Here is a 21,841-nt window from a genome sequence, read left to right on the forward strand (position 1 = left end):
CGCGGCGGCCTGACGGTGGTTCATGCGATGGACGTTGACCCGGACGGGTAGCGAGGATGTCGTCCAGCGTAGCGGGGCACGCGTCAAAACCGCGTAAAAAGCGGGGCGGCTCGCGTAAAGATGGGACGAGGGGCAGGCCGCCAAACGGTGTTCGGCGCGCGGCTCGACCGCCTTCGGAAACAGCGGCCGACGCCCGCTCAGGCCGCCCAGCCGTTCGCGATGCCCCGTTCGATCACGTCGAGGAACACGCGCTTCAGCGCGCTGCCGTCGTCGACCCAGATCAGCCCGAGCGGCGCGCGATACGACGGTAGCGCGAGCGGTCGCGCGACCACGTTCGGCGGCACGGCCGCGGCCGCCTCGGCCGGGATCAGGCCGATGCCGAGGCCGGCCGCGACGAGCGCGAGCATGGTGGTGTATTCGCCGAGTTCGCGCGCGATGTCGAGCGTGACCTCGCGCGCGCCGAGCGCCACCAGCAGCGCGTCGAAGAAGCCGGGCGCGTAGCGGCGCGCGAGCACGAACGCGGGCTGGCCGCGCAGTTGCGCCGGCTCGATGTGCGCCAGCTGCGCGAACGCGTGCGAGGCCGGCACGGCCACCACGAACGATTCCTCCATCACCACGCGCGAGGCCAGCCCGCTGGCGGCGAGCGGCAGCCGCGCGATGCCGAAGTCGAGCGTGCCGCCGTGCAGCGCGGCGATCTGGTCCGGCGTCGGCATGTCCTTCAGTTCGAGCGCGATGCGCGGGTAGCGCGCATGCATGGTGCGGATCAGCGTCGGCAGCAGCTTCGGCAGTACCGACGAGACGAAGCCGAGCCGCAGCGTGCCGATCTCGCCCTGCGCCGACAGCCGCGCCACCTGCGCGGCGCGCGCAGCCTGTTCGAGCGTCGCGCGCGCCTCGGGCAGGAACAGGTGGCCCGCGTCGGTCAGCGCCACCTTGTGACGGTCGCGATCGAACAGACGCACGCCGAGATCGGTTTCGAGCGCCTTGATCTGCATGCTCAACGCGGGCTGCACGATGCAGAGGCGCTCGGCCGCTCGGCCGAAATGCAGTTCTTCGGCGAGCGCGACGAAGGCGCCGAGATGTTTCAGTTCCATCCGTTCACGACCGCGTGAGAAACAGGGTGCCGGAATTTTACGCCGGCCTCGGCGCGCCGGCACCGGGCGGGTGGGGAAGGGGAGTCTTGACGACGCGGGCAGCGGGGCGCGTCGGCTGGTGTGCGATCTTGCGGGTTCGACGCTCGCGGGCCGCTGCACGGATCGCGCGGCGACGCGGCACGATGAGGCGCGCCGGTCACGCGAGGGCAACGCTCAGGATTGCATCCAGTTCTGCCCGTCGTGCCGGTCGATCAGGTCTTCCGCGTAGCGCAGCGAGGCACGGCGCGCGGCACCGGCGCTGGGGAACGGCGACGTCTCGCTGAGCTTGAACGTGTTGCTGAAGGTGAGCGTCGTGTCGGCGTCGCGCAGGCAGATCTTCACGGCGGCGTCGAAGCCGTTGTCGTTGTAACGGCCGGCGTTTTCCTGCGCACCGGAATGCGGAAAGATCAATGGGTAGATCTCGAAGCCGCGGTACAGATGCATGCTCATGTCTGGCTCCTGACGGTGAGGCGACGGTAAGGCGATGAACGCGATATCCCACGTGCAGGCGCGGCACGCGCTTGCTGCGTGGGTGCGGAAGGTCGATCGGGAGGGATGCCTGAATGCTGCGATCGATGCGGCTTGCAGTCAGGATGACGGAATGATCGAGACCTGACGATCCAAATGATGATACGCCGATTGCCGTCATCTCCCGCGATTTAAATTGCTCGACGACGCGGTTTTCGCTTGATTCGGCTCACGCGCGATGCGGCTCGCACATGCAACGCGCGCGTTGCCTCGCGGCGAACCGCAGCGGCAAGCTCGCGGCGGCGGCGCGGCTCCGTCACGACGATTCACGACCGCATTCGCGCGGTGTGCCGAACGGTTTTTGGCCCGATTTTCCAGCGCGATTTCCGGCCTGATTTTCAACCTGATCCGGACCCGTGCGTAGGACCCATGCGTAGCACCCGACGCACCGAAACAACTTGACCAAATCGACAACAGCGCGTAAGGTCTGCGGCTGAAGTCTTCAAGAAGCGCGATTGCTGCTCATCACTGACCGCGGACCGCGGTATTCGTTGTCCTCTCCCTCCTTGATCTTTCGCACCCTGCTGAGCGGGCGCGGAGCTTCGTTCGTCATTCACTCAAAGGAGCATCATGGATACCGGTATCGTCAAGTGGTTCAACGACAGCAAGGGTTTTGGTTTCATCTCGCCGGACAACGGCAAGGATGACCTGTTCGCCCATTTTTCCGAAATTCGCGGCGACGGCTTCCGTTCGCTGGCCGAAGGCCAGCGCGTGAGCTTCGAGACGAAGGTCGGCCAGAAGGGCCTGCAAGCGGCCAACATCACGCCGCTCTGAGCCGCGTCGAGCCGCTCTGAAATCGCATCGCGCGGCAAGCGCGCGATGCCTTGGCGATGCCGCCACCTGGCATCGCTTTCAAACGGTGGCGCCGCAGTGGGCGCCCCGGCAGCATCCCGCCGGCATGATTGCGCCGGCCGGCAAGCGTTGAAGATCACGATCGATCGGCACCCGGTGCCGCATGTCGCGCCGGGTTTCGCGCCTCGCGCGGCATTGGCGTTTGCACGCCGTGCCGCCCTCATTCAGTCAACGGAGAGATCAATTTGGCGAAGGAAGAACTGCTGGAACTGGACGGCGTCGTCGAGGAAGTGTTGCCCGACAGCCGCTATCGCGTGACGCTCGAAAACGGCGTCGTGGTGGGCGCCTACGCGTCCGGAAGATTGCGCAAGAACCATATCCGGATTCTTGCCGGCGATCGCGTCCGGCTCGAACTTTCGCCCTACGATCTGACCAAAGGCCGGATCAACTATCGTCACAAGGACGAACGTGCCGGAGCGAGCGCGCCGCGCGCGCGTACCTTCCGGCGCTGAGTCGCGCATCGTTCCACGCGCGGCACGGCATGTGCCTCGCGGCTTCACCGACAACGACGACGATACGGCGCGCCGCCCGCGGCGCGACCGACGGTGAAGCCGCCGAAGCGGCCCCTGAAACGGGTGGGCCGTTTCGATCAAACTCGACGCTGACGCAGCGCGAGTCGACACGGATTCGTGTCGTATTCTTGAATCGTGGCAAGGCGACGTGAGCGTCGCGCCCCGAACCTCGAGGTTGCCGTAGCGAGCCCGCGCATGCGATGCCGGCTCGCGTGCTTTCACCCCGATTCGCTCGCCGATTTGCACGTCGATTCGTTTCGATGGCTCGCTTGCCGGCGAGCGCCGGCTTTTCGCTTGCCCATCCCGTTTTTTGCCCGGACTCGTCCGGGCGACACCGGCCCAGGCCGGATTTTCCCCGCCCGCCGCGCAGGATTGCCGGCGGTGCGAGCCCATAACGGCAGGATTCCTGACGATCAACCGGCCATGCCGGACCGTGTCATTACCGATCCATGCTCATGACAATTTCAATTCATCATGCAACAAGCCAACATCAAACAATATCGCGGATACGCGGTTGCCCCCTCGGTCCACCGTCTGCCTGACGGCTGCTTTTCCTCCAACCTGACGCTCACGCGCGTCGATCCGCGCGGCGGGCCGATGTGCTACGAGTTCTACTCGCTCGACTATTTCGGTAGCGAAGAAGCCGCGCTGCGCCATTCGAGCCGCTACGCGCGCCACTGGATCGACGCGCGGGGCTGAACCCCGGTCCGCTTCCGCTTCTTTCGCCTCGTCCTGCCGCCGGCGTGCAATGCCATCGGGCTCGCGAGTCGTGGCGGGTGGCTGGCGTGGTTTGCGATCACGATCGCGTGCGCCTGCACTCAGGCCGGCCGCATCCCCTTTCCTGATGCACCTGACGGCCGGCACGGCTCGATGCCGTGGGTCTGCCATCGGCTGTGTGTCACGACGCCATCACGGACCATCACGCACCGTCGCGCGCGATCCAGCGCACGGTCACGATCAGTTGGTCCGACCTTCTCGATCGATTTCGGCCAGCAGCCAGTCCATCAGTTCGTCAAGTACGGGGCGCCAGTCTCCCGTTTCGCGCTGGCGCAGCACGACCGCCTCCGGCAGCCAGCGCGTACCGCGTCCGCCGTTGCCCCAGCGCCAGTCTCCCGACGCGTTGACGGCCACGCAGGTGCGTGCGCCGAGCAGTGCGGCCAGGTTTGCGACGACCGAATCGACGGCGATCACCGCGTCGAGTTCGCGGATGCAGGCGGCCGTGTCGCCGAAGTCGGCGATGTCGGGCGCGTAGCGGCGCATGCCGTGCGGCAGGCCGCCGGCGAGCGCCTCGGCATCGGGATGGTGGAGGCTCACGAACTGCACGCGCGCGGCCAGTACCGGATTCGCCACCCACTGCTCGACGTCCGCGCGCGGCAGGCTGCGCCGCGCGGCCCAGCAGCGTGTCTCGGCGCCGAGTTCGGGCCGGTGGCGCTGCGAGCAGTCGTAAAACAATCCCACCAGCTTGCGGCCCGGCGCGGCGGCGCGCATCCGGCGCGCCCACAGCGCCGCGGCCCGTGCGCGCTCGGGCGGTACGCGCAGATAGGGCTCGAAACGCGCGCGCGGGGTCGTGCGCGCCGCATCGAGCAGCGGCAGGTGCAGGAGCGTGGCGTGCCGGTCCGGCGCGAACACCGCGATCTCGCGGCGCAGCGAGTCCGGCAGCGGCTCGTCGGTCGTCAGTGGGCGCGGCGCATCCACCACGCGGCAGTCGGGCAGCGACGCGCGCACCAGCGACAGCAGCGGCGTATCGCAGGTGATCATGAGCCGCGCGCCCGCATGCAGCCAGTCGCGCGCGCAGGCGAGCATCAGCAACTGGTCGCCGAAGCCGAGCTGATGCGTGACCAGCACGCGCCGGCCGGCCGGGTCGCCGCCGCTCCACGGCGCGATGCCGGCGGGGCGGTAGCCGCCGCTCGAGGCCGGGTCCTCGGCGCGCCGCAGCCAGCCCCGGAAGCCGGCCGGCTCGCCGAGCCGGAGCCGCGCCTCGCCGAGCCGGTGCGCGGCCAGCGCGGCGGTGGCGGGGTCGCGTTCGACGGTCGCCCGGAACAGCGCCGCGTCGAGCTGGCGGATCGCGCCGTCTAGGTCGCCGGCCATCGCCAGTTCGTGGCCGAGCCGCGCATCGAGTCGCCCGCGCTGCGATGCAAGCGCCGCGTGACGGCGCAGCGTGTCGGCGGCCTCGCGGTGGCGGCCCGCCAGCGACAGGGCGCGGACGCGCATCTCGATGAACTCGACGGCGTCCGGATCGATCGCGAGCGCGCGCTCGGCCCACGGCAGCAACTCGTCCTCGCGGCGCTGCACGATCAGTTGCCGGCAGATCTCGCGCAGGAACGGCGGAATCCCGCCGTCGTGCGCGGGGCGGGCGAGCGGGACGCCGAACCAGGGATGGGGCGGGAGCGTCGAAGTCGGGCGCATGGGGCGTGGGCTCGGGCAGCGTGTTGTTCCGGATGCCGGCCCGGACCGCGACCGACGGCGAACGGCCGGCGCCATGCATGACGCGGGGCCAGCGCGCATGGCAGCATCGGCTAACGGCTAACGGCTAACGGCTAACGGCTGACGGCTGACGGCTGACGGCTGACGGCTAACGAGCGAACGGCGAACGGCGAACGGCGAACGGCGAACGGCGAACGGCGAACGGCGAACGGCGAACGGCGGGCATGCTGCGATGCAAGGCGTCGCGGCAAACCGCCCGAGCGTCCGGCCGGGCCGAGGCGCCGGCCGCGCAACCCTCCCAGTGTAGGAAATCGGCGCGCGAATGGGGAGTCATCAACGGAGAGCCGGCACCGGCGCGTCGCCACCCGGGCCGCCACCGGCCGCTGGCAGTGCCCGCTCCGTGCTTCCCGGCCCCGGCCGGCGCCCGCATCGCCGTGCCCCGGCCCGATTCCGGAATTAATGCATCTGACACGCACGGCTGCGATAATCGGCGCACGAACGAATCTGACGTTTCATGGAGGTGAACGATGACCGACCCCCGAATCGAAGGCGACGCCGCCGAATTGCAAGCTCAGGAGCGCCAGCGCCGCCTGGAGGAAGATCTCGTCGATGCCTATGACGAAGAACTCGAAATGGAACTCGACGACCGCCGCTTCGACGATCCGGACGCGATCTTCACGGCCGAGCGTCGCGAGGCGCGCAAGCAGTATTTCCGCGAACTGTTCCGCCTGCAGGGCGAACTCGTCAAGCTGCAGGACTGGGTGGTCGCCACCGGCCACCGGATGGTGGTGATCTTCGAAGGCCGCGACGCGGCCGGCAAGGGCGGCGCGATCAAGCGCATCACGCAGCGCCTGAACCCGCGCGTATGCCGGGTGGCCGCGCTGCCGGCGCCGAACAACCGCGAACGCACGCAGTGGTACTTCCAGCGCTACGCCGCGCACCTGCCGGCCGGCGGCGAGATGGTGCTGTTCGATCGCAGCTGGTACAACCGCGCCGGCGTGGAGCGCGTGATGAACTTCTGCACCGACGCCGAATACGAGGAGTTCTTCCGCTCGGTGCCCGAGTTCGAGAAGATGCTCGTGCGCAGCGGCATCCAGATCGTCAAGTACTGGTTCTCGATTACCGACGAAGAGCAGGAAACGCGCTTCCAGAGCCGCATCGAGGATCCGCTCAAGCAGTGGAAGCTGAGCCCGATGGACCTCGAGAGCCGCCGCCGCTGGGAAGCCTACACGATCGCCAAGGAGGAGATGCTGGCCCGCACGCATATCCCCGAGGCGCCGTGGTGGGTGGTGCAGGCCGTCGACAAGAAGCGCGCGCGCCTGAACTGCATCGACCATCTGCTGAGCCTCGTACCGTATCACGAGGTCGAGCGCGAGCCGGTGCAACTGCCCGAGCGCGTCCACCACGCCGATTATCTGCGCCGCCCGGTTCCGGAAACGATGATCGTTCCCGAGCGCTATTGAGCGGCCCGGACCCGACGGGGATTGACAAAGCACGCCGCATCACGGATGCTCTCGCACATGAACCGTCACGCCTTCCCGATCGCGCAGATTATTCGCACCATTCATCAAATGGTGGGTTAGCGCGCGCAGGAAGCCGACACGAAACCCGCCCCCGAGGCGGGTTTTTCATATCCGTCTCCGGGCATGAATCCCAAGCCAGGAGCGTCCGATGTCATCGCCGTCCCCCCGCAGTCCGGAATCCGCCACACCGTCACCCGCGCGCTTGTCCGCGCCCGGCATCGACGATTACCTGAAGAAGATCCTCACCGCGCGCGTCTACGACGTGGCGGTCGAAACCGCGCTCGAACCGGCGCGCAACCTGTCCGCGCGCGTGCGCAACCGCGTCTGGCTCAAGCGCGAGGACAATCAACCGGTGTTCTCGTTCAAGCTGCGCGGCGCCTACAACCGCATGGCCCACCTGAGCGCCGATGCGCTCGCGCGCGGCGTGATCACCGCCTCGGCCGGCAACCACGCGCAGGGCGTCGCGTTCTCGGCCGCGCGCCTCGGCGTGAAGGCCGTGATCGTGGTGCCCGTCACCACCCCGCAGGTCAAGGTCGACGCGGTGCGCACGCACGGCGGGCCGACCGTCGAGGTGATCCAGGCCGGCGAATCGTTCAGCGACGCCTACGCCCACGCGCTCGAGGTGCAGCGCCAGCGCGAGCTGACCTTCGTCCACCCGTTCGACGATCCCGACGTGATCGCGGGCCAGGGCACGGTCGCGATGGAAGTGCTGCGCCAGCACCAGGGGCCGATCCACGCGATCTTCGTGCCGATCGGCGGCGGCGGCCTGGCGGCCGGCGTGGCCGCCTACGTCAAGGCGGTGCGCCCCGAGATCCGTGTGATCGGCGTGCAGACCGAGGATTCCTGCGCGATGGCGCAGTCGATCCGCGCCGGCGAGCGCGTGACGCTGGCCGAGGTCGGGTTGTTCTCGGACGGCACGGCGGTGAAGCAGGTCGGCGAGGAAACCTTCCGGCTCTGCCGCGAGCTGCTCGACGACGTGATCACGGTGGACACCGACGCGCTGTGCGCGGCGATCAAGGACGTGTTCCAGGACACGCGCAGCGTGCTGGAGCCGGCCGGCGCGCTGGCCGTGGCGGGCGCGAAGCGCTACGCGGCGCAAGTCGGCATCGAGGGCGAGACGCTGGTGGCGATCACCTCGGGCGCCAACATGAACTTCGACCGGATGCGCTTCGTGGCCGAGCGCGCCGAGGTGGGCGAGGCGCGCGAGGCGGTGTTCGCGGTGACGATCCCCGAGGAGCGCGGCAGCTTCCGGCGCTTCTGCGAGCTGGTGGGCGAGCGCAACGTGACCGAGTTCAACTACCGGATCGCCGACGAGCGCGCCGCGCAGATCTTCGTGGGCGTGCAGATCCGCCGCCGCGGGGAATCGGCCGAGATCGCGGCGAACTTCGCCGCGCACGGCTTCGAGGCGGCCGACCTGACCGGCGACGAACTGTCGAAGGATCACATTCGCTACATGGTGGGCGGGCGCTCGCCGCTCTCGCGCGACGAGCGGCTGTTCCGCTTCACGTTCCCGGAGCGTCCGGGCGCGCTGATGAAGTTCCTGTCGGCGATGGCGCCGAACTGGAACATCAGCCTGTTCCATTACCGCAACCAGGGCGCGGACCACAGCTCGATCCTGGTCGGGCTGCAGGTGCCGGGCGCCGATCACGCGGCGTTCGACCGGTTCCTCGCCGCGCTCGGCTACCCGTATCACGAAGAGACCGCGAACCCGGCCTACCGGCTGTTCCTGGCGTAATTCCCGGCGCCGGGCCGCAACGGCCCGGCCGGGTTGGCCGCCGGCAAGCCCGCCGCGCTCACTCGAAGGCCGGAAAGCCCGCGCGCCCCTGCGTGGCGTCGAACAGCGTCTCGCGCGCGGCGGCCACCTCGGTCACCGGCAACCGCAGAACGAGCCGCACGGTCATGCCGTAGGCGCTGTCCACCAGTTCGGCGCCGCCCTGTTCGATCCAGCGTCGCACGCGCGCCTCGTCGGGATAGCCGATCTCGATCGCGAGCCGCGCCAGCGCGATGCGCTCGATGCGCTGCGCGCCGAGCAGCGCACCGGCGATCGCGTCGGTGTAGGCACGCACGAGGCCGCCCGCGCCGAGCTTCACGCCGCCGTAATAGCGGATCACGGCGCCCAGCACGCCGTCCAGATCGTGATGGCGCAGCACCTCGAGGATCGGGCGGCCGGCCGTGCCGGACGGCTCGCCGTCGTCGGACATGCCCGACTGGCCGCCCGCGAGCAGCGCCCAGCAGACGTGCGTGGCGGCGGGATGCGTGTCCCGCAGGCGTTGCAGCTCGGCCATCGCGGCATCGCGATCGGCCACCGGGATCGCGTGGGCGATGAACCGGCTCTTGCGGATCTCGATCTCCTGCGTGCAGGTTTGCGCGAGGGTGTAGGTCATGGTCGGGCGGCGATGCGGCTTCTCGGGTTCGGCGGTGCGTTCGCGGAGCGCGGCACCGGCGGCGTGCGGTGCGGCACGAGACGGGGCGAGCCCGGACGTCGCGAGCGAAAACCCGACATTCTACGGCCACGCGCACCCGGGCGGCCCGCCGGCCCCGGCATGCATGGACGGCGGCGACTCAGGCCGTGCCGCCGTCCCGCGCCTGATAACGGGCCGCCCAGGCCGGCGGCGCATGCCGGTACAGCAGATGCAGGCCCTCGTCCAGCGAGCGCAGCTGCAGCCCGTGCCGCCCGGCCAGCATCGCGAGCGCGCGCGCCGAGAACAGCGAGAGATGGCCGTTGCGCGGCATGCAGTACCACCACGCGTCGATGCCGGCTTCCAGCACCGCGTCGGTGACGAGCAGGGTGGTGAACAGGATCGCGCCGTCGGCGTCGAGCAGCTGCAGCAGCGTCTGGAGCAGCGCGTGCGGATCGGGATGATGCTCGAACACCTCGAACGCGAGCACGACGCGGCTGGCGCCGGCGGGCGGCGCAGCGGCCGTGCCCGCCGCGTCTTGCGCATGGACATACGGATCGAACGACGTGACGCCGGTGAAGCCGCGCGCGCGCAGCTCGCGTTCGAGCAGGCCGAGGCCCGCGCCGAAGTCGAGCAGCGGCGCGTGGGCCAGCTCGGGGAACTGCCGCGCGATCAGCTCGGCGTTCCCCAGCGCGCGCTGGCCGGCGTAGTCGGGATCCTGGCGTGCGTAGTCGGCGTTGTAGATGTGGGCGGCGAAATCCTCGCGGCTCCAGTCGTCGAAACAGCGCGTGAACACGAAGCGGCAGCGGATGCAGCAGTGGTAGTAGACCGGTACCCCCGCATACGGATCGATCTTGCGGCCGGCCAGGCGGTCGGCGCCGCCGACCGAAAAATCGACCACGCCGCAGAGCCGGCTCACGGCACCGCAGCACTTGCAGGCGGTCTCGGGTTCGGCGATACGCAGACGCTGTAACGGCATGAGAGGGCTCGTGGATCGACGCGATGCCGCCATGATGCCAAGTTTCGGACGGCCGCGCCGGCCCGCGTGGCCAGCATCGGTGCCGGGCGGTGAAAGCCGCGCGCAAGGCGCCCGGCACGCCGCGCCGGGCGGGCATTCCCGGATGGACAGCGCGGCCGCCCGGGCGCGGTGCCGCCGTCGGGCTCACATCGATCGATGTCGATGTCAACATCGACACGTTGGTATGGGTCGTGCATTTTTGACTCACTACGATCGGCCTCAATCCATCGACACACGAGCAGGGAGCCTTTCGATGAATCCGACCGAGCAGCAGGTGATGGCCGCCGCCGACGCGTTGATCGACGCGTTTGGCCGCCACGACCGCACGGCCTACTTCGCCGCGTTCGCGCCGGAGGCGACCTTCGTGTTCCATCACGTCGACGTGCCGCTGGCTTCGCGCGACGCCTACGAGCGCCGCTGGCGCGAATGGGAGCGCGACGACGGCTTCGCCGTCCACGCCTGCGAGTCGCGCGAGCGCGCCGTGCAGCTGGTGGGCGACGACGCGGCGATCTTCACGCACGCGGTGCGTACCACCCTGCGCACACAGGCGGGCGAGGCGTGCCTCGACGAGCGCGAGACGATCGTGTTCGCGCGACGCGGCGAGCGCTGGCTCGCGATCCACGAACATCTCTCGCCGCTGCCGGACACCGGCGGCGGCGCGTAAGCCAGAACAAAAAGCCGGACCGGAAAGCCGCGAGCGCCCGGCGCGAAGCGTCACATGAATCAGGACAACTTAACAAGGACTCCACATGGAACATCCCGGCACGGCCGACCTGAGCGGCGCCGCGGCGCCCGCGCAGGCGCGCTTCACCACGATCGAGACGCGCTCGATCGACTATGTGCCCGACAGCGAGCGGCACGGCAGGGTCATCGACCAGGGGCCGTTCTGGTTCCTCGGCAATTTCCAGTTCTTCACCATCGCGATCGGCTTCGTCGGCCCGGGCATGGGGCTCTCGCTCGGCTACACGATCCTGTCGGGCATCCTCGGCATCCTGTTCGGCACGCTGTTCATGGCGTTCCATGCCTCGCAGGGCGCCCACCTCGGGCTGCCGCAGATGATCCAGTCGCGCGCGCAGTTCGGCTATCGCGGCGTGGTGGTGGTGTTGCTCGCCACCGCGTTCACGTTCGTCGCGTTCAACGTGGTGGACGTGGTGCTGATGGCGAGCGGGCTGCATGCGATCTTCGGCTGGTCGCCCACCGCGATCACGCTCGTCACGGCGCTGCTCGCGCTGCTGCTCGCCGTGTACGGCCACGACTGGCTGCACCGCGCGTTCAAGTGGATGCTCTACGCGAGCCTGCCGCTCTATCTGGTGCTGTCGGCCGCGATCCTCTTCGGCGGCGTGGCGCCGAAGGTGGTCCACGCGGGCAGCTTCAGCCTCGTCGCGTTCGCCTCGCAGTTCGCGGCCAGCGCCAGCTACAACATCACCTACGCCCCCTACGTGTCCGACTACTCGCGCTACCTGCCGCGCCGCACGCGGCCGCGCGCGATCATCGGCGCGGTGTTCGTGGGCGCCTCGTCGTCGGCGATCTGGCTGATCGCGCTCGGCGCCTGGCTGGCCTCGCGGCTCGGCGCGTCGGATGGCTTGATCGCGCTGAACGCGGCCGGCAACGCGATCTTCCACGGCTTCGGCGCGCTGATCTCGATCGTCTCGATCGGCGCAATGGTCGCCACCATGGGGCTCAACAACTACAGCGCGATGCTGACGCTGATCACCGGCTTCGATTCGTTCCGCCCGGTCAGGCCCACGCGCGCGATCCGCATCGTGACGATCGTACTGGTGAGCGCCGCGTGGGTCGTGATCTCGATGCTGCTGACCGGCAACGCGATCGACATCCTGTTCGCGGCGCTGACGATGATGCTCTACCTGCTCGCGCCATGGACCGCCGTGAATCTGGTCGACTACTTCTTCGTGCGGCGCGGCCGCTATGCGATCACGCACCTGTTCTCGGCCGACGGCATCTACGGCGCCTGGGGCCTGCGCGGGCTCGCCTCGTATGCGATCGGCCTGCTCGCCTCGGTGCCGTTCTTCGTGCTGCCGGGCGTCTATACGGGCGCGCTCGCGGCACGCCTGGGCGGCGTGGACGTGGCCTGGGCGGTCGGGCTCGCGGTGGCGACGCTGGCCTACCTGCTGCCGTGGCGCGGCGTGACGGCGCGTGACGAAGCGGCCGCGATCGACGAGAGCGACTACACGCTGGGACTGCGCTGAAGCTGGGCGAGGTGGCGGCGAGGCATCGTCAATACGTCATCGATGCGATGCATTCCGCCATCGCCGTTGACCGGCCGTGGGTCGCTCCTGAGAATCGATTCGGATGAGCCTCGAACACGCGTTGCCGGCGCGATCAGCACGGATTCGTTGACGAAGCACAGCACCGCGGGCGTCTCGTCGCGCGCGGCGGTGGAACCTCGCGAGGCCGGTGCAGTCGGTGAGGACGGGGCGAGGCAGCCCCATGACGATAACGATGATCCGATTCATCGAAACAGGGAGAAACACGATATGCGGAAGAGGGTGGCGGTGGCGATCGCCTGCCTGGTCGCGTCGTATGGCGCGCAGGCGCAGAGCAGCGTGACGCTGTTCGGCGTGCTCGACGAGGGCATCAACTACACCAATAACGCCGGCGGTCATGCCGCCTGGCAGCAGACCAGCGTCGATCTCGCGACGAGCCGCTGGGGTATCAAGGGCAACGAGGATCTCGGCGGCGGCCTGCATGCGATCTTCGATCTCGAAAGCGGCTTCCAGCTCGACAACGGCCGCATCTACTACGGCGACCGCCTGTTCGGCTATCAGTCCTACGCAGGGCTGCAGTCGGAACGCTTCGGCACGCTCACGTTCGGGCGCCAGTTCGATACGGTGGCCGACGTGCTCGCGCCGCTGACCGCGAACGGCAACTGGGCCGGCTACCTGTTCTCGCATCCGTTCGACAACGACAACACCGACGCCTCGTTCCACGTCGACAACGCCGTGAAGTTCACGAGCGCGAGCGTCGCCGGGCTGACGGCCACCGCGCTCTACGGCTTCAGCAACCAGGCCGGCGGCTTCGCGCAGAACCGCGCGATCGGCGTCGGGCTCGGCTACAGCTACGACACGCTGACGCTCGGCGCCGTCTACGAGGATCTCGGCGCGCCCGGCACCACCACGGGCGGCAGCGTCGCGACGGGCGACATGGTGTTCGCCGCCGCGAACCAGAAGATCTATGGCATCGGCGCGAACTACGGCATCGGGCCGGCCACGCTCGGGCTCGTCTACACGCACGTGATGGTGCGGCGGCCCACCGAGTCGCTGTACGCGGGCGCGCTCGGCGTGCCGGTCGCGGCGCTGCGCTTCGATAACCTCGAAGCCAACGCGAAGGTGCAGGTGCGGCCGGACCTGTTCGTCGGCGCGATGTACACGTACTCGCGCGCGCATCTCGACACGGCGGCCGGCGCCTCGCTGCACTGGAACCAGATCGGGCTGATGGCGCAGTACGCGCTGTCGAAGCGCACCGGCCTCTATTCGCAGGTCGCCTATCAGATGGCGAGTGGCGGCGGTACCGGCACGCCGCTCGAGAACGCGTTCGTGCTCGGCTCGGCCGGCGCGTCGTCGAACGGGCATCAGGTCGTCGCGCGCGTCGGCGTCACGCATTCGTTCTGAGCGGCGGCCGGCGCGTCAGAAGCGGTAGTCGAGCAGCAGCTCGACGCGGCGGTCGCTGCCGAGCAGATACTGCGTCTCGTCGTAGTAGGCGCTCTCCACGTAATGGCGGTTGAACACGTTGTAGGCACGCGCCGTGATCGTGGTGTCCTTGCGCGGCTTCCAGGCGAGCGCCAGATCGACGGTGGTGTAGGACGCCATCGACAGCTGGTTCGCGGTGTCGGCGTAGCGCTTGCCCACGTAGCGCAGCCCGCCGATGCCGGTCCATTGCGAGGCGAAGTGCCAGCTCACCCACAGGTTCGCGAGCCGCTGCGGCACCGAGGCCGGCACGTTGCCGTCGCGCGAGACGAGCCCGCCGCCGCTCGCCTCGGTGAAATCGTCGTACTTCGCGCGCAGCGCGGCCACGTTCGCGTCGATGCGCCAGTCGCGCGCGAGCTGCGCGCCGAAGCTCGCCTCGATGCCGCGTGACGACTGCTGGCCGATCTGGATCGACTGGTTCGGGTTCTGCGGATCGGCGGCCACCAGGTTGTCCTTGACGATCCGGTAGGCGGCGAGCGTCCACTCGGCGCGGCCGCCGATCAGCGACTGCTTGAAGCCGACCTCGATCTGGCGGCCGGTGGCGAGGCGGAAGTTCGCGCTCGACGAATTGAGCATCAGCAGCGAACTGACCGGGTCGGCCGCCACCGAATACTGGCCGTAGACGGTGAAGGCCGGCGTGATGTCGTAGACGGTGCCGAGGCGCCAGCCGGTGTTCGCGTAGACGCGCGTGAAGCCGCCGCCGTTGACGAGATCGTCGCGGTTCACGCTGGCGTGGTCGTAGCGCAGGCCGCCCACCACCGACCAGCGCTTCGTGAGCGCGAGGCGATCCTCGGCGAACAGCGCGTACTGGTTGGCCTGCGAGTCGTACCTCGGCCGCGTGCCGGCCGCGTTGATGAAGCTGCCCGGGTCGAACGCATACGGATCGACCATCGAGCTGCCGGAGTACGGTGAATTGTTGTCGTGGCGGAACGTGGTGTGATTGAACTCGAAGCCGGCCGAGAACGTGTTGCGGTGGCCCAGCACGAGGCTGTCGAGGGTGGCCGTCGTCACGTCGCCGAACTGCTGCTGGTCGTGCAGGATCTCGGTGTAGCCGCTGCGCGCGATCCGGCCGGTGGCCGGCACGAACGCGTAATCCTCGGCGTCCTTCCAGTGGCGGTTGCTCTTCATCCGGTAGAACGTGCTGGTCACGCTCAGCTGATCGCTCGGCTGCCAGCTCGCGGCCAGCGTGGCCCAGCTGTCGCGAAACGAGATCAGGCTGTCGCCGACGTTGTAGTTCTTCTTGAACAGCGCGGGATCGAGCACGCCGTTTTCGAGCGGCACGCCGAAATAGCGCATCGGATGCTGGAAGCCCTCGGCATACGAGGCGGTGATCGACAGGTCGGGCGTCACGTCGTAGCGCAGCGCGCCCGACATCGACAGGTTGCGCGAATTGCCCGCGTCGACCCAGTTCGCCGAGCGGTTGCCGCTCACGTCGAATCGATAGGACAGCTTGTCGTTGATCGCGCCGCCGCTGCCGAACGCGGCGCGCGCGGTGCGCTCGGTGCCGATGCCGAGCTGCAGCTCGTTCTCGATCGGCCCGCGCGTGGGCTTCTTCGGCACGACGTTCACCACGCCGCCGATCGCGCCTTCGCCGTAGATCACGGAGGCGGGGCCGCGCAGCACGTCGATGTGATCGACGGACCAGGTATCGAACGGATAGGTCACGCCGATCGCGCCGTAGGGGCGCACGCCGTCGAACAGCTGCGTGACCGATGAGGCGCCCACGAAGCCGCGTGCCGACAGTTCCGAATCGCCGTTGCCCGGATGCGGCGAGGCGGCGATGCCGGTGGCGCGGCTGACGGCGTCGACGATCGACGCGTCGCCGCGTTCGGCGAGCGTGGCGCGGTCGATCTGCTCGACGCTGGCCGGGGTTTCGAGCGGCGTGAGGCCGAGATGGCTGCCGGTGTCCTGCGGGCGCTCCAGCACGCCGGGGCGCGCGGCCTTGACCTGGATGGCGGGCAGCGCGAGGTCGGACGCGGTGGCGCTGGTCTGGGCGTGGGCAGGGTTTGACAGCGCGCCGAGCGCGGCGGCGAGGGCGGAAAACGAGCGAGGCGTCATGGCGGGAGCGGTGAGGCGAATCGAAAGCGAAACGAGGAAGCACGCATGCCTGCTGAGGGCTGCGTGGTATTGGATGGCGTGCGGCCCGGTTCGCATGCGCTTTGCTTGTGCGCCGAACGCGCCGCGCATCGCATCGCCGTGAACGGGCGAGGCGAGCAGGGCGGCCGTGGCGAGTGACGGGGCCGACGAAAGCCGACGCGGATCGACGAATTGAAGCGGCGACGCGCAACGGCGGCGCCGGATCACGCGGGATCAGGCGACGGCAAGGCGCGGCAAACGAAGCGCGTCAGGCGGAAGCGAAGCGGGGAGGGGCACGCGCGCCGGGGCGCGCATGAGGCAGTTGCTGGCGTGGGCGCACCACGCGCGGCGTTGCGCGGCGCGTGACGACCGTGATGCGCGCCCACAGCAGACACGCGAGCACGGCGAACGGGATCGCGACGGCGAACGCGGCGCTGAACGGGCACAGCTCGCCGCCCTGCATCGCATCGGCATGATGCGGATCGGCGCTGCTGAAGGCGCTGGCATGGCCGGGCGTGGCCGCAAGCGCCTGCTCGAGCGCGTCGGCGGCCTGCGCGGCGGCGGCGTCCGTCGGCGCGAGCGGGCCGTGTCCGGTGCAGATCACGAGGCCGGGCCAGCCGCCGTCCGCGCTCGTGTCGAGCATCAGACCGGTCGGGAAGATCAGGCGGAACGCGAGCACGCAGAGAATCAGCGCCGACAGCAACGGGTGATTCGTGCGCCGCGCCAGCAGATGGCGGAGTCGGCTCATGGCGGCGGTATTGTAGCCGCATTGCCTTGGTCGTCCGCTCCGCGACGGGATGCCGCACCACGTCGAAAGCCACGCGCCGCGCCGGTTTTCGAGGCGGTGCGTGACGATGCGGGAACCCGCGATGCGAGGCGGCGCGGGCGCCGCCCGCCATCGCACCCCACGGCCCGGCCGCCCTGATCCCGGCGATTCGGCGATAGCGCTTCACGGTCGCCGCCGCAGGGAGTTACAATCGCGCCGCCATGAACGCACTTCGCCATTTCCTGTTGCGGAACGGCGTCGCGACACGACTGTTGTGGGGCCTGATACTGGCCGTGCTGCTGTCCCGCGCGCTGATCTCCGGAGCCGTGATGCTCGACCCGGATTCGCCGGGCGCGGGCGGCGTGGTGCTGTGCTCGGGGCACGGCCCGCTCGTGATCGGCGCGACGCTCTCCGCCCGCTTCGACGCGCAGTCGCCGATCACGCCGGCCAACGACGCGATGGCGCTCGCGAGCCTGCTCTCGCATCATGGCCACGATGCTTCACCGGGCGGCTCGACCTCGTCCGGATCGAGCGGTGATCTGTGCCCGTTCGGCGCGGCGCTGTTCGTTGCACTGGGCACGAGCCTGCTGCTCGTCGTGCTGTTCCCCGTCGCCGCCGCGCGGCGCGCCTGGGCGCGTGCCGCCGTGTGCGTGGCCGCGCGTTCCCCGTCCGGCGTTCGTCCTCCCTCCCGCGCGCCTCCCCGCTTCGCCTGACCGAGCCGTTGCCGCCGCGCGCCTGATGCCGCGCGCGTTCGTCATCCCGTTTCCCGAAGCCGAACCATGAACCCTGTCGACCGCTCGCGGCCCGCGAGCGACGCCGGCATGCGCATTGATCGCGCATGCCGGCCGCGCCTCGCGTCGCCGTCCCCATCGTCGCTGTCGGTTTCGCCGTCGCCGGCCGCGCGCCGCCTGGTTGCGCCGTCGATCGCAAGGAGCTGAGCCATGTCCACCACCCTCGAGCGCGCGAGCGCGGCCGTGCGTTCCCCGCAGGCCGGCTATCGCACGCTATGGCGCTGGCATTTCTATGCCGGCCTGTTCGTGATGCCGTTCCTGATCGTGCTTGCGATCACCGGCACGCTGTACTGTTTCCAGCCGCAGATCGAGCCGCTGCTCTATCCGCATCGCCTGATCGTGACGCCGCGCGCCACGCCCGCGCTCGACGCCGATACGCTGCTGGCCCGCGCCGGCGCATCGCTGCCGGGCGGCGCCATGCCGGTCTCGGCCGAGATCCGCCGCGCGCCGGACCGCAGCGCCGAGTTCGTGTTCCGCCTGCCCGGCGGGCGGCGCGAGAGCGTCTACGTCGATCCCTACGACGGCGCCGTGCTCGGTACGCTCGGCGTCGACGACCGCTTCATGCAGATCGACCGGATGCTGCATCGCAGGCTGCTGCTCGGCAAGCCGGGCGAGCTGCTGATGGAACTGGTGGCGTGCTGGACGCTGGTGATGATCGGCACCGGCGTGGCGCTCTGGTGGCCGCGCGAGCCGGACCGCGCGCGGCGGCTCTGGTGGCCCGACCCGCGGTTGCGCGGCCGGGCACTCTGGAAGAGCGTGCATGGCTCGCTCGGCATCTGGCTCGCGGCGGGCGCGCTCGCGTTCGTGCTGAGCGGGCTGCCGTGGACGGGCTCGTGGGGGCAGGGCTTCAAGGCGTTCGCGACGCGCGTGAAGCTGGGCTCGCCGCCCGGCGCGTGGGGGGACGCGTCGCTGCGCTCGACGCGCCCCGGCGCGGCGCCGGCCGCATCGAACGCCAACCCGGACGCCAGATCGGCCGCGATGCATCACGCCGCCGGCACCGACGATTCGATGCCGGGCATGGTGATGGACGACCTGCCGGTGAGGCTCACGCCCTGGGCCGTCGGCCAGGTGCCGGTGCCCGAATCGGCCGCGGCGGCGCCGGGCGCGCGGCCGCTTACGCTCGACCAGGCGATCGCGGCGATGGCCGCGCTCGGCGTGACGAGCGGCTACACGCTGGTGCTGCCGACGAGTCCGGACGGCGTCTACACGGCCTCGTACTTTCCCGCCGATCCGAAGGCGGAGCGCACGCTCTCGCTCGACCAGTACAGCGGCGCGGTGCTGCGCGACATCCGCTACGCCGATTACGGCGCGATCGCGCAGGCCGTCTCGTATGGCACGGCGCTGCACATGGGCCGCTATTTCGGGCTCGCGAACCAGCTGATCTGCACGGCGATATCGCTCGGCCTCGCGGCGATGGCGCTGACCGGCTTCGTGATGTGGTGGAAGCGGCGCCCGGCGCTGTCGCTCGGCGCGCCGCCGCGCGAACGCCGGCCGCCGCCGATGCGCGCCTGGATCGCCGGGCTCGTGCTGCTCGGCCTCGTGTTCCCGATGATGGGCGCGAGCCTCGTCGCCGTCTGGCTCGTCGACCGGCTGCTGTTCGGCCGGGACGCGCGCGCGATGGCCTGACGCCAAGCCCGCCGGCGCCGTTCGATCGGCGCGCCGGCGGGAACGCGGAGCGCCGGGGGGCGCACCGCCAGCCGATCGACCGGCCGCCCGGTGCGTGCGTAATGCGCGCGCCGGGGCGATCCCGACCGCCGGCGCGGCACGCCGGCTGGCCTTGCGTCGTTCCATTGCGCTGCGAAATCCGGTTCGCAGTCCTACGCGAGTGACACAGGCCGGCCGCCGCGCCCGCGGTCCGACCACCGATGAATTCCCATAACGACATGATCCGTATTTCCCGACTCGCGGCCGCCCTGTCCGGCGTGCTGTCCGCCCTTGCCGCGTCCGGCGCGGCCGCGCAGGCCAACACCGCCGGCGGCGCGGCCGAACCGGCGCCAGCCACGCCGCTGCCCTCGATCGCCGTCACCGCCCGCCCGATCGCCTCGCCCACCTCGCTGCCGAGCGCGGAGCTGAGGCGCCGGATCGACCAGACGGTCGGCTCGGTCGGCTTCGTCGATGCGTCGAGCTACGCGAACACCTATGCGTTCACGCTGCGCGACGTGCTGCAGAACGCGCCGGGCGTGTTCGTCGAGAACCGCTACGGCCAGGAACTGCGGCTGTCGATCCGCGGTTCGGGCATCGCGCGCGGCTATCACGCGCGCGGCCTCGACATCCTGCAGGACGGCATCCCGACCAACCTGGCCGACGGCAGCGGCGACTATTACCAGATCGATCCGCTCGCGCTGCAGGCCACCGAGATCTACAAGGGCGGCAACGGCCTGCAATACGGCGCGTCCACGCTCGGTGGCGCGATCAACTTCGTCACGCCGACGGCCTACACGGCCGAGGCGCCGAACCTCGTGCGCGTGGAGGGCGGCAGCGACGGCACGCTGCGTACCAGCGCGCAGCTCTCGCGCGTGATCGGGCCGCTCGATTTCCTCGCCACCTTCAGCGTGAACCATGCCGACGGCTGGCGCGACCACGAGCGCGGCCAGTACGAGCAGTTCAACGCGAACGTCGGCTACCGCTTCAGCCCGAGCGTGGAGACGCGCTTCTACGTCGGCGCCTACGTGGTGGACCAGCAGTTGCCCGGCTCGCTGTCGCTGTCCGACGCGCTGCACAATCCCACCGCGGCGGCGCCGAGCGCGCTGTCGGGTGACCAGGCGCGCAACTCGCGCACCGAGCGCATCGCGAACCGCACCACGGTCGAGCTGGACGGCGGCAGCGAGCTGCAGTTCGACACCTGGGCGATCCACAAGAGCCTCTATCACCCGATCTTCCAGGTGATCGACCAGGACGGCTGGACCTACGGCTTCGCGCCGCGCTTCACCACCCACCCGACGCTGGCCGGGATGCGCGACGACCTGATCGTGGGCGCGCGCTTCTTCGGCGGGCGCACCGAGGCGAACCAGTTCGTCAACGTGAACGGCGAGCGCGGCGCGCAGACGCTCGACTCGCGGCAGACCGCGTTCAACTACGAGGCCTACGTCGAGAACCGGCTGTTCTTCCTGCCGACCGTCGCGCTGATGACGGGCGTGAAGGTGCTGCACTCGGTGCGCGAATACATCGACTACGGCGGCCTGCCGGGCGATGCCGCGTACAAGTCCACGCGCGCCTCGTACAGCGGCCTGAACCCGAAGCTCGGCCTGCTCTGGCAGCCCGAGCGCGAGATCCAGGCGTTCGTCGACATCACGCGCAGCCAGGACGTGCCCGACTTCACGGATCTCTCGCAGACCTTCGCCGGCACCACGCGCTTCACGCCGCTCGCGGCGCAGCACGCCTGGACGCTCGAACTCGGCACGCGCGGCCGGCGCGATCGCGTCAGCTGGGACCTGACCGCCTACCGTTCGCTGGTGCGCGACCAGCTGCTGCAATACACGACCGATCCCGATATCCCGGCCGCGACCTTCAACGCCAACAAGACGGTGCTGCAGGGCATCGAGGCCGGCGCGTCGATCGACGTCTGGCGCGACGTGACGCGCCGCGGCGCGGGCGATCGCATCACGCTGTCGGGTGTCTGGAACCTCAGCGATTTCCGCTTCAAGGACGATCCGCAATACGGCTCGAACCGCATCGCCGGCGTGCCGCTCAATGTCCTGCGCGGCGTGCTGAGCTACGCGCGGCCGAACGGCTTCCACGTCTCGGCCAGCGTCGACTGGGTGCCGTCGGGCGCCTGGGCCGACGACGCGAACACGCTGCGCGTGCCCGGCTACACGGTGTTCGGCATGCAGGCCGGGATGGATTTCCGCAACGGCCTGTCGGTTTACGTCGATCTGCGCAATCTCGCGAACAAGCGCTACGTGTCGGACATCAGCACGGTGGCGAACGCGCAGACCGCGTCGAGCACCGCGATCTTCTATCCGGGCGCGGGGCGCAGCGTGTTCGCGGGGATGCGTTACGCGTTCTGAGGGCACGCGTGGTGGCAACGACGTGATGGCGGTGATGCGGCGCAGCGTTGCCGCCGCGAATATTGGCCCGCTAGAATCGTCGCCTGCCGCCTTTTACAACACGGGAGCCTT

Annotated in this window: 18 protein-coding genes; 11 read left to right on the forward strand and 7 right to left on the reverse strand. The window is 69.6% G+C overall.

Features of this window, described 5'->3' with window-relative positions:
* Positions 1 to 197 precede the first annotated feature (197 nt).
* Both BpN12_RS04170 and BpN12_RS04175 read right to left on the reverse strand, forming a co-directional pair.
* Positions 198 to 1,091, reverse strand: coding sequence for a LysR family transcriptional regulator (locus tag BpN12_RS04170; protein ID WP_246794049.1), 894 nt, complete (start codon positions 1,089 to 1,091; stop codon positions 198 to 200).
* A gap of 213 nt (positions 1,092 to 1,304) precedes the next feature.
* Positions 1,305 to 1,580 carry a hypothetical protein gene (locus BpN12_RS04175; RefSeq protein WP_246794050.1) on the reverse strand — a complete coding sequence of 92 codons (276 nt, stop codon included), beginning with the start codon at positions 1,578 to 1,580 and terminating at the stop codon, positions 1,305 to 1,307.
* 648 nt (positions 1,581 to 2,228) lie between these two features.
* On the opposite strand from BpN12_RS04175, the gene BpN12_RS04180 reads away from it, so the two are divergent.
* The 3 genes from BpN12_RS04180 to BpN12_RS04190 all read left to right on the forward strand — a co-directional run bounded on the left by BpN12_RS04180 (position 2,229) and on the right by BpN12_RS04190 (position 3,721).
* Positions 2,229 to 2,432 carry a cold-shock protein gene (locus BpN12_RS04180; protein WP_015877559.1) on the forward strand — a complete coding sequence of 68 codons (204 nt, stop codon included), beginning with the start codon at positions 2,229 to 2,231 and terminating at the stop codon, positions 2,430 to 2,432.
* A 263-nt stretch (positions 2,433 to 2,695) separates the two neighbouring features.
* Positions 2,696 to 2,962: a translation initiation factor IF-1 gene (gene infA, locus BpN12_RS04185; protein WP_042627507.1), complete on the forward strand. Its 267-nt coding sequence runs from the start codon at positions 2,696 to 2,698 to the stop codon at positions 2,960 to 2,962.
* 534 nt (positions 2,963 to 3,496) lie between these two features.
* Entirely contained in the window at positions 3,497 to 3,721 is a 225-nt protein-coding gene (locus BpN12_RS04190) for a hypothetical protein (RefSeq protein WP_246794051.1), read from the forward strand.
* Positions 3,722 to 3,979: 258 nt separating this feature from the next.
* On the opposite strand, the gene BpN12_RS04195 is transcribed toward BpN12_RS04190, so the two are convergent.
* Positions 3,980 to 5,428, reverse strand: coding sequence for a glycosyltransferase family protein (locus BpN12_RS04195; protein ID WP_246794052.1), 1,449 nt, complete (start codon positions 5,426 to 5,428; stop codon positions 3,980 to 3,982).
* 545 nt (positions 5,429 to 5,973) lie between these two features.
* Here BpN12_RS04195 and ppk2 point away from each other — a divergent pair.
* Positions 5,974 to 6,909, forward strand: coding sequence for a polyphosphate kinase 2 (gene ppk2 / locus BpN12_RS04200; RefSeq protein ID WP_246794053.1), 936 nt, complete (start codon positions 5,974 to 5,976; stop codon positions 6,907 to 6,909).
* Positions 6,910 to 7,117: 208 nt separating this feature from the next.
* Positions 7,118 to 8,704 (forward strand): threonine ammonia-lyase, biosynthetic, encoded by a 1,587-nt coding sequence (ilvA, locus tag BpN12_RS04205; protein WP_246794054.1) that lies wholly within the window; start codon positions 7,118 to 7,120, stop codon positions 8,702 to 8,704.
* Positions 8,705 to 8,762: 58 nt separating this feature from the next.
* Here ilvA and BpN12_RS04210 read toward each other — a convergent pair whose 3' ends face one another.
* Positions 8,763 to 9,353, reverse strand: a complete 591-nt coding sequence (locus BpN12_RS04210; protein ID WP_246794055.1) for an IMPACT family protein — start codon at positions 9,351 to 9,353, stop codon at positions 8,763 to 8,765.
* 178 nt (positions 9,354 to 9,531) lie between these two features.
* A complete protein-coding gene (locus BpN12_RS04215; RefSeq protein ID WP_246794056.1) occupies positions 9,532 to 10,347 on the reverse strand; it encodes a class I SAM-dependent methyltransferase in 816 nt (271 codons plus the stop codon).
* Positions 10,348 to 10,639: 292 nt separating this feature from the next.
* On the opposite strand from BpN12_RS04215, the gene BpN12_RS04220 reads away from it, so the two are divergent.
* The 3 genes from BpN12_RS04220 (at position 10,640) to BpN12_RS04230 (ending at position 14,015) form a co-directional block, all read left to right on the forward strand.
* The gene (locus tag BpN12_RS04220; RefSeq protein ID WP_246794057.1) at positions 10,640 to 11,050 is read left to right on the forward strand and encodes a YybH family protein; all 411 of its coding nucleotides are present in this window, start codon (positions 10,640 to 10,642) and stop codon (positions 11,048 to 11,050) included.
* 85 nt (positions 11,051 to 11,135) lie between these two features.
* Entirely contained in the window at positions 11,136 to 12,593 is a 1,458-nt protein-coding gene (locus BpN12_RS04225) for a purine-cytosine permease family protein (protein ID WP_246794058.1), read from the forward strand.
* Positions 12,594 to 12,881: 288 nt separating this feature from the next.
* Complete coding sequence (locus BpN12_RS04230; RefSeq protein ID WP_246794059.1) at positions 12,882 to 14,015, forward strand: porin; 1,134 nt, start codon at positions 12,882 to 12,884, stop codon at positions 14,013 to 14,015.
* 15 nt (positions 14,016 to 14,030) lie between these two features.
* Here the strand turns inward: BpN12_RS04230 and BpN12_RS04235 are convergent, their stop codons facing one another.
* Entirely contained in the window at positions 14,031 to 16,148 is a 2,118-nt protein-coding gene (locus tag BpN12_RS04235; protein ID WP_246794060.1) for a TonB-dependent receptor, read from the reverse strand.
* Positions 16,149 to 16,434: 286 nt separating this feature from the next.
* Positions 16,435 to 16,914, reverse strand: a complete 480-nt coding sequence (locus BpN12_RS04240; RefSeq protein WP_246794061.1) for a hypothetical protein — start codon at positions 16,912 to 16,914, stop codon at positions 16,435 to 16,437.
* 239 nt (positions 16,915 to 17,153) lie between these two features.
* Between BpN12_RS04240 and BpN12_RS04245 the strand changes: the two genes are divergently transcribed.
* The 3 genes from BpN12_RS04245 to BpN12_RS04255 all read left to right on the forward strand — a co-directional run bounded on the left by BpN12_RS04245 (position 17,154) and on the right by BpN12_RS04255 (position 21,730).
* Entirely contained in the window at positions 17,154 to 17,645 is a 492-nt protein-coding gene (locus BpN12_RS04245; protein ID WP_246794062.1) for a hypothetical protein, read from the forward strand.
* 228 nt (positions 17,646 to 17,873) lie between these two features.
* Positions 17,874 to 19,349 carry a PepSY-associated TM helix domain-containing protein gene (locus tag BpN12_RS04250; RefSeq protein ID WP_246794063.1) on the forward strand — a complete coding sequence of 492 codons (1,476 nt, stop codon included), beginning with the start codon at positions 17,874 to 17,876 and terminating at the stop codon, positions 19,347 to 19,349.
* Between the two features lie 257 nt (positions 19,350 to 19,606).
* Positions 19,607 to 21,730 carry a TonB-dependent receptor family protein gene (locus BpN12_RS04255; protein ID WP_246794619.1) on the forward strand — a complete coding sequence of 708 codons (2,124 nt, stop codon included), beginning with the start codon at positions 19,607 to 19,609 and terminating at the stop codon, positions 21,728 to 21,730.
* Positions 21,731 to 21,841: the final 111 nt, after the last annotated feature.

Origin of the sequence: Burkholderia perseverans, from assembly GCF_022870505.1 — a bacterium.
Lineage (GTDB): Bacteria > Pseudomonadota > Gammaproteobacteria > Burkholderiales > Burkholderiaceae > Burkholderia > Burkholderia plantarii.

What these genes read in the sequence shown, in the direction of transcription:
- BpN12_RS04190 (WP_246794051.1), top strand. Translation starts at nt 3,497, where the DNA reads ATGCAACAAGCCAACATCAAACAATATCGCGGATACGCGGTTGCCCCC.
- BpN12_RS04255 (WP_246794619.1), top strand. Translation starts at nt 19,607, where the DNA reads ATGATCCGTATTTCCCGACTCGCGGCCGCCCTGTCCGGCGTGCTGTCC.
- ilvA (WP_246794054.1), top strand. Translation starts at nt 7,118, where the DNA reads ATGTCATCGCCGTCCCCCCGCAGTCCGGAATCCGCCACACCGTCACCC.
- BpN12_RS04250 (WP_246794063.1), top strand. Translation starts at nt 17,874, where the DNA reads ATGTCCACCACCCTCGAGCGCGCGAGCGCGGCCGTGCGTTCCCCGCAG.
- BpN12_RS04215 (WP_246794056.1), bottom strand. Translation starts at nt 10,347, where the DNA reads ATGCCGTTACAGCGTCTGCGTATCGCCGAACCCGAGACCGCCTGCAAG.
- BpN12_RS04235 (WP_246794060.1), bottom strand. Translation starts at nt 16,148, where the DNA reads ATGACGCCTCGCTCGTTTTCCGCCCTCGCCGCCGCGCTCGGCGCGCTG.
- BpN12_RS04170 (WP_246794049.1), bottom strand. Translation starts at nt 1,091, where the DNA reads ATGGAACTGAAACATCTCGGCGCCTTCGTCGCGCTCGCCGAAGAACTG.
- BpN12_RS04195 (WP_246794052.1), bottom strand. Translation starts at nt 5,428, where the DNA reads ATGCGCCCGACTTCGACGCTCCCGCCCCATCCCTGGTTCGGCGTCCCG.
- BpN12_RS04245 (WP_246794062.1), top strand. Translation starts at nt 17,154, where the DNA reads ATGAACGCACTTCGCCATTTCCTGTTGCGGAACGGCGTCGCGACACGA.
- BpN12_RS04240 (WP_246794061.1), bottom strand. Translation starts at nt 16,914, where the DNA reads ATGAGCCGACTCCGCCATCTGCTGGCGCGGCGCACGAATCACCCGTTG.
- BpN12_RS04210 (WP_246794055.1), bottom strand. Translation starts at nt 9,353, where the DNA reads ATGACCTACACCCTCGCGCAAACCTGCACGCAGGAGATCGAGATCCGC.
- ppk2 (WP_246794053.1), top strand. Translation starts at nt 5,974, where the DNA reads ATGACCGACCCCCGAATCGAAGGCGACGCCGCCGAATTGCAAGCTCAG.
- BpN12_RS04175 (WP_246794050.1), bottom strand. Translation starts at nt 1,580, where the DNA reads ATGAGCATGCATCTGTACCGCGGCTTCGAGATCTACCCATTGATCTTT.
- BpN12_RS04225 (WP_246794058.1), top strand. Translation starts at nt 11,136, where the DNA reads ATGGAACATCCCGGCACGGCCGACCTGAGCGGCGCCGCGGCGCCCGCG.
- BpN12_RS04220 (WP_246794057.1), top strand. Translation starts at nt 10,640, where the DNA reads ATGAATCCGACCGAGCAGCAGGTGATGGCCGCCGCCGACGCGTTGATC.
- BpN12_RS04230 (WP_246794059.1), top strand. Translation starts at nt 12,882, where the DNA reads ATGCGGAAGAGGGTGGCGGTGGCGATCGCCTGCCTGGTCGCGTCGTAT.
- BpN12_RS04180 (WP_015877559.1), top strand. Translation starts at nt 2,229, where the DNA reads ATGGATACCGGTATCGTCAAGTGGTTCAACGACAGCAAGGGTTTTGGT.